Origin of the sequence: Streptomyces sp. NPDC002785, assembly GCF_040295565.1 — a bacterium.
Lineage (GTDB): Bacteria > Actinomycetota > Actinomycetes > Streptomycetales > Streptomycetaceae > Streptomyces.
On the sequence record NZ_JBEOVN010000325.1, the window covers coordinates 1 to 4,598 of the forward strand.

General features: G+C 68.6%; 5 protein-coding genes. 2 read left to right on the forward strand and 3 right to left on the reverse strand.

Annotation, left to right across the window (positions count from 1 at the left end; translation table 11 throughout):
• Positions 1 to 90: 90 nt before the first annotated feature.
• Positions 91 to 543, reverse strand: a complete 453-nt coding sequence (locus ABTZ94_RS36300) for a Rieske (2Fe-2S) protein (protein WP_351207514.1) — start codon at positions 541 to 543, stop codon at positions 91 to 93.
• A 100-nt stretch (positions 544 to 643) separates the two neighbouring features.
• Complete coding sequence (locus ABTZ94_RS36305; protein WP_351207516.1) at positions 644 to 2,806, reverse strand: S9 family peptidase; 2,163 nt, start codon at positions 2,804 to 2,806, stop codon at positions 644 to 646.
• Between the two features lie 116 nt (positions 2,807 to 2,922).
• Between ABTZ94_RS36305 and ABTZ94_RS36310 the strand changes: the two genes are divergently transcribed.
• Positions 2,923 to 3,303: a YunG family protein gene (locus tag ABTZ94_RS36310; protein ID WP_351207518.1), complete on the forward strand. Its 381-nt coding sequence runs from the start codon at positions 2,923 to 2,925 to the stop codon at positions 3,301 to 3,303.
• 42 nt (positions 3,304 to 3,345) lie between these two features.
• On the opposite strand, the gene ABTZ94_RS36315 is transcribed toward ABTZ94_RS36310, so the two are convergent.
• Positions 3,346 to 3,771 carry a hypothetical protein gene (locus tag ABTZ94_RS36315; protein WP_351207520.1) on the reverse strand — a complete coding sequence of 142 codons (426 nt, stop codon included), beginning with the start codon at positions 3,769 to 3,771 and terminating at the stop codon, positions 3,346 to 3,348.
• Positions 3,772 to 3,823: 52 nt separating this feature from the next.
• Between ABTZ94_RS36315 and ABTZ94_RS36320 the strand changes: the two genes are divergently transcribed.
• Positions 3,824 to 4,402: a group II intron maturase-specific domain-containing protein gene (locus tag ABTZ94_RS36320; protein WP_351207522.1), complete on the forward strand. Its 579-nt coding sequence runs from the start codon at positions 3,824 to 3,826 to the stop codon at positions 4,400 to 4,402.
• Positions 4,403 to 4,598: the final 196 nt, after the last annotated feature.

A 4,598-nucleotide genomic window follows, 5' to 3' on the forward strand; every position in this document is an offset into this window, starting at 1 on the left:
ACATCGACCACCGCACCCACAGGACCACCGTCCACATCGAGATCAGCACGTTGCCAAGCCCGTCAGATGGCTAACCGAACGGCATTGGTCCTAGGACGCGAGCGTGATCGAGTCGCCCTTGACCGTGATCGCTCGGGCGGGCAGCGGCTCGGTGGCCGGACCTTCCGTCACGCTGCCCGTCGCCACATCGAACTTGCTGTCGTGGCAAGGGCAGTTGATGGTGCCGTCCGACACGCTCGAAACCGCGCATCCCTGGTGGGTGCACTTCGACGAGAACGCCTTGAACTCGCCGGCCTTGGGCTGCGTCACCACTACGCCCCGGTCGGCGAAGATCATTCCGCCGCCCTCCGGGATGTCGGCGGTCTTGGCCAGAGCCGCTTTGCCGCCGTCCGATCCGTCATCGGCCGGCTTGACCGCATCCGAACCGCCCGAGTCCTTCTGGTTGCCGCACGCGGTGAGTACGGCAGCCACCGAGACGGCCCCGGCCGCTGCCACAACGGCCCGACGCCCGGGACGGACCTCGTGGTCCTGCGATGCGCTCATGCTGGCTTTCCCTTCCGCGATTCATGACTTCGGTGTTCACGACTTCCGTGTTCACGACTTCCGTGTCCGACCAGGGATACGCGCGGCGCGACCCCGGTGTTCAACGCCCCAGGGACTTCTCGAGGAAGTCCCGCTCCAGCAGCAACAGATTGCTCACCGTCTCCTCCTGGGTGACCAGATGGCCGGCCCCGGACAACGGCAGTACCGTGTGCGACCGGCCCGCGGCCAGCAGCGCGGCGGAGAACCGCAGCATGTGGGCGACGGCCACATTGTCATCGGCAAGTCCGTGCACCAGCATGAGCGGGCGCGTCAGTCCGGCCGCCTCCGAGAGCAGTGAACTGCGCTCGTAGTTCTCCGGAAGTACATCCGGGTGGCCGAGAAACCGTTCCTCCCAATGGGTGTCGTAGAGCCGTCGGTCGGTCGGCGCACCACCGGCGACCGCCGCGTGGAAGACCTCCGGGTGACGCAGCACGGCGGCAGCCGCGAGATACCCGCTGAACGACCAGCCGCGCATGGCGACCCGCGCCAGGTCCAGCTCGGGATACAGCGCGGCAGCCGCGTACAGCGCGTCGATCTGGTCCTCCAGAACAGCCGTCAGCCGGTCTCCGTACACGGATTTCTCCCACGCCTCCCCACGCCCCGGAGTGCCGCGGCCATCCGTGACCAGCACCGCGAAACCCTGCTCGGCGAACCACTGGGCGACCACGACCCACCAGGTACGCACCTTCAGAACGACCTGCATGCCGTGGCCCGCGTACGGGTTGAGCAGCACGGGCAGCGGGGCGTCTCCCGGCCGGTGCCACGACGGCAGATACAGCCTGCTGCGCAGCTCACGCTTCCCGAGGCTCAGTACAGCGGGCCGTGGAGTGACCAGCGGAGTCTCGGCGAGGACCGCGATCCGTCCCACCCGTGCCCCGTGACGCAGCACGGTCACCGTCTGACCGTCCGGGGTCCTGCTGTCCAGCACCACGGTGGGTCCGCCGACCGAGGCCGTGTGTACACCGGGTGCCGCGCTGACGCGCACGAGACCGTCCCCGGGGGTTCCGCTCGCCCAGGACCAGACATGGACCTCGGTCGGTTCCTCGCTCGCGGTGAAGAACACCCGGTCACCGGCGGTGCCGACCACCTCACGGACCTCGAGGCCCTCAGGCGTAGGCCTGTCGCCGATCCTCAGCCCCTGCGTGTCGCCGCCCGGCTGCGCGGGAACGACGAGCGCTCCGGACGGAAGCCGCAACGGCGTACCCGGCCTGAGGGCGACCCACGCACGGTCATGGGCGCGGCTCAGGGTTCGCGTCTCTCCCGTGGCGGGATCCACTGCGAGCACGTGCACCGAACGCTGATCACGCGTTTGTACGGAGACCAGCAGGCCGTGCCCGTCCCACGCCGCCGACGCCACGTACTCGAACGACCGGTCAGTCCACACCCCCTCGGGATGGTCCTCATCGGCGGCCGCGGGCAGCCGGACCGCGAGCCGCTCCCCGGACACCCGCACGAGGTGCAACGACACTTCGGCGTTCGCCGTGCCCGCCGCCGGATACGCCATCTCGCGTGGCGGCCGCTCCGGGTGGGCCGGATCGCTGATGTACCGGCGCTGCACCATCGAGGTGTCCACCCGTGTGACCAGAAGCGCATCGCTTCGCGGCGACCACCAGTGGCCGCGCGAGCGTCCGATCGACTCGGCGGAAACGTGATCGGACAGTCCGTAGGTCACCTGGTCGCCGTCCGGGGCGGCGAGCGCACGGTCGGCCGTGCCCTGCGTCGTCACCATCCGCAGCGCGCCCCCGGACACGTACGCGATCAGGGTGCCGTCCGGTGAAGGCCGGGGATCGACCACCGGACCGGCGGTGACGATCCGGCGCGGCGTGCCCCCGTCCGTCCGTACCACCCAGAGCTCACCGCTCAGAGCGAAGGCCGCGAGCCGCACCTGCGCATCGGTGGCGTAGGACACCACGCCCGACGAGGTCTCCCTGGCCCTTTCGCGGCGGGCCAGCTCCTCCGGTGGCACCGCACCGTACGTCATGTCGCCGTGGCCCGGCCCGAGCGGATCGGCGAGCATCCGCTCCTCGCCGTCCTCGTACAGCCACAGCCGGCTCACCTGATCCGTACCGGACGTGGTCCGTACGAAGAGCACCCGGGCGCCGTCCGGTGAGACGGTGAACTGCCGGGGTACTCCGAGCGAGAAGCGGCGGGTGCGGGCGAACTGCCGGGGAAATCGCCGGGTGTTGAGCGCGTGGTCAGCCGTGGAGTCGAATGGGGGAGTCATGGAAACACCATGACAGGCGGAATCCGGATCGACCGGCCCTGCTCAGGAACGGGCCAGGCTGAGGGAGGAACACGCATTGCGCGTGATTGTCAGAGGCGTCTGCAAAGCTGAGCGGTATGACACTGAAGAACTTCAACGACCTCGAGCAGGCTATTCGCGGCGGTTGGGGAGCGGACACCACGACGCCGGTTCACCGTCCGAACTGGACCCCGGACAATCCGGCGCGCGACCAGTGCGGTGTCACGGCCCTGGTGGTGAACGACCTGTTGGGCGGTGAGCTGATTCGTGGTGAGGTTCATGTCAACGGCGAGCGAGTGGATTACCACTGGTGGAACCGTCTGGGCATGGGGATCGAAGTCGATCTCACCCGCGAGCAGTTCGGCCCCGACGAGACAGTTGTCGGCGGAGATGTGATTGAACGGCCTGCGGAGATCGTGCGGCTCCGTGCGGAGTATGAGCTTCTCCGCAGCCGCGTCGTGACGGTGCTGTGTTCGTAGGCGTTTCGTCTCCGAGGTGTCCGGTGCGGTGACTGTGCGGGGTCAGCGAGCTGTCGCGTCGTTCGCGCGGAAGGCCGGTTCTCCCTCGCGCAACCGGGCGAAGAGGAGTGCCCGGTCCAGCTGCTCCTCGTCCTCGTCCTCCTCGTTGCTGAGCATCTCGTCCACCAACAGTTCGCGCAGCTGCATTTGGACGCCGTCGCCGTATCCCTGCTGGTAGTCGTCCAGATCGAAGTGGGTGCCCGCCTCCACCTTGCCGATCGTGCCGTGCTCGTCCTCGATGACCAGCCACTTTCGTCCGGAATCCCGGCGGCTCGGCAGGGTTCGGACGTAGCGACCGGCTTCGCCTCCAGCGCAGGCGGCGTTGAGGGGCATCGCCTGGAGGGCCTCCGGCGGCGGCGGCGCCTGTTCGGGGGCTGTGCGGGTGTCGAGGCAGGTCACGGCTGGCGCGGCGGGCCGGGCACGGGCCATGACGGCCGGCGGGGTGCAGGGAGCGATCGGCCGGTCGGAGCCGAGGACGACGGTGGCGCCCGAGAATCCCGACGAAGGCCACGGCGGCGAACGGTGTCGGCAGGGGGAAGCCATCGGCCAGGCTCCGGCGTCTGCGCCACAGGCGCCTGTCGACCGCATCGAGCAAGTCCTGGACCCCGACGACGGCTTCGTCTTCCTGGGCTTCCACATCCAGAGCAAGAGCCGGGGCGATGGGCGCCGTGTCGTACTGACGATCCCGGCAAAGACAGGCGCTGGCACCGGTGATGCACGAGATCAAGAGGCTGACGGGCAGGGCATGACCTCGCTCTCGTTGGCGGAGGTGCCGCGGAAGGCCAACCCGGTCCTGCGGGGCTGGGCGGGCTGCTTCCGCTCCGGCGCATCGAAGAAGACGTTCTCCTGCCTCGGCTGGTACGCGTGGTGGAGGATGCTTCGGTGGATTCGCCGCGAACACCCTCACCTGACCTGGAAGCAGTTGCGGCGGAGCCACTACGGAGCTGACCGCATCGCGGAGGGGCGAATGGTCCTCTACAACCCGGCGAAGACGCGGGTCGAGCGTTACCGCTACCGCGGAGCTCGGACGAAGGCCGTTTCCGTGTACGCCGGTTACTGAACCGGCTGATCAAGTTCGACGCACCATTCGACTCCACACGTAAAGATCAAGCTAAGGGCTGTCCCGTAATCCCTGGCGGAGCAGGGCGCGGCGTCAGATGCGGTGCATCGCAAGGCGGAGGGGCGTCCGCATACTGGATGTATGCGGACGTTCCGACAACGCGGCGAGGTACCGTAGCTGTCGTCGTGCGCCCGCC

Bases quoted from the DNA above. Each gene is read 5' to 3' on its own strand.
- ABTZ94_RS36305 (WP_351207516.1), bottom strand. From the start codon at position 2,806: ATGACTCCCCCATTCGACTCCACGGCTGACCACGCGCTCAACACCCGG.
- ABTZ94_RS36310 (WP_351207518.1), top strand. From the start codon at position 2,923: ATGACACTGAAGAACTTCAACGACCTCGAGCAGGCTATTCGCGGCGGT.
- ABTZ94_RS36300 (WP_351207514.1), bottom strand. From the start codon at position 543: ATGAGCGCATCGCAGGACCACGAGGTCCGTCCCGGGCGTCGGGCCGTT.
- ABTZ94_RS36315 (WP_351207520.1), bottom strand. From the start codon at position 3,771: ATGGCCCGTGCCCGGCCCGCCGCGCCAGCCGTGACCTGCCTCGACACC.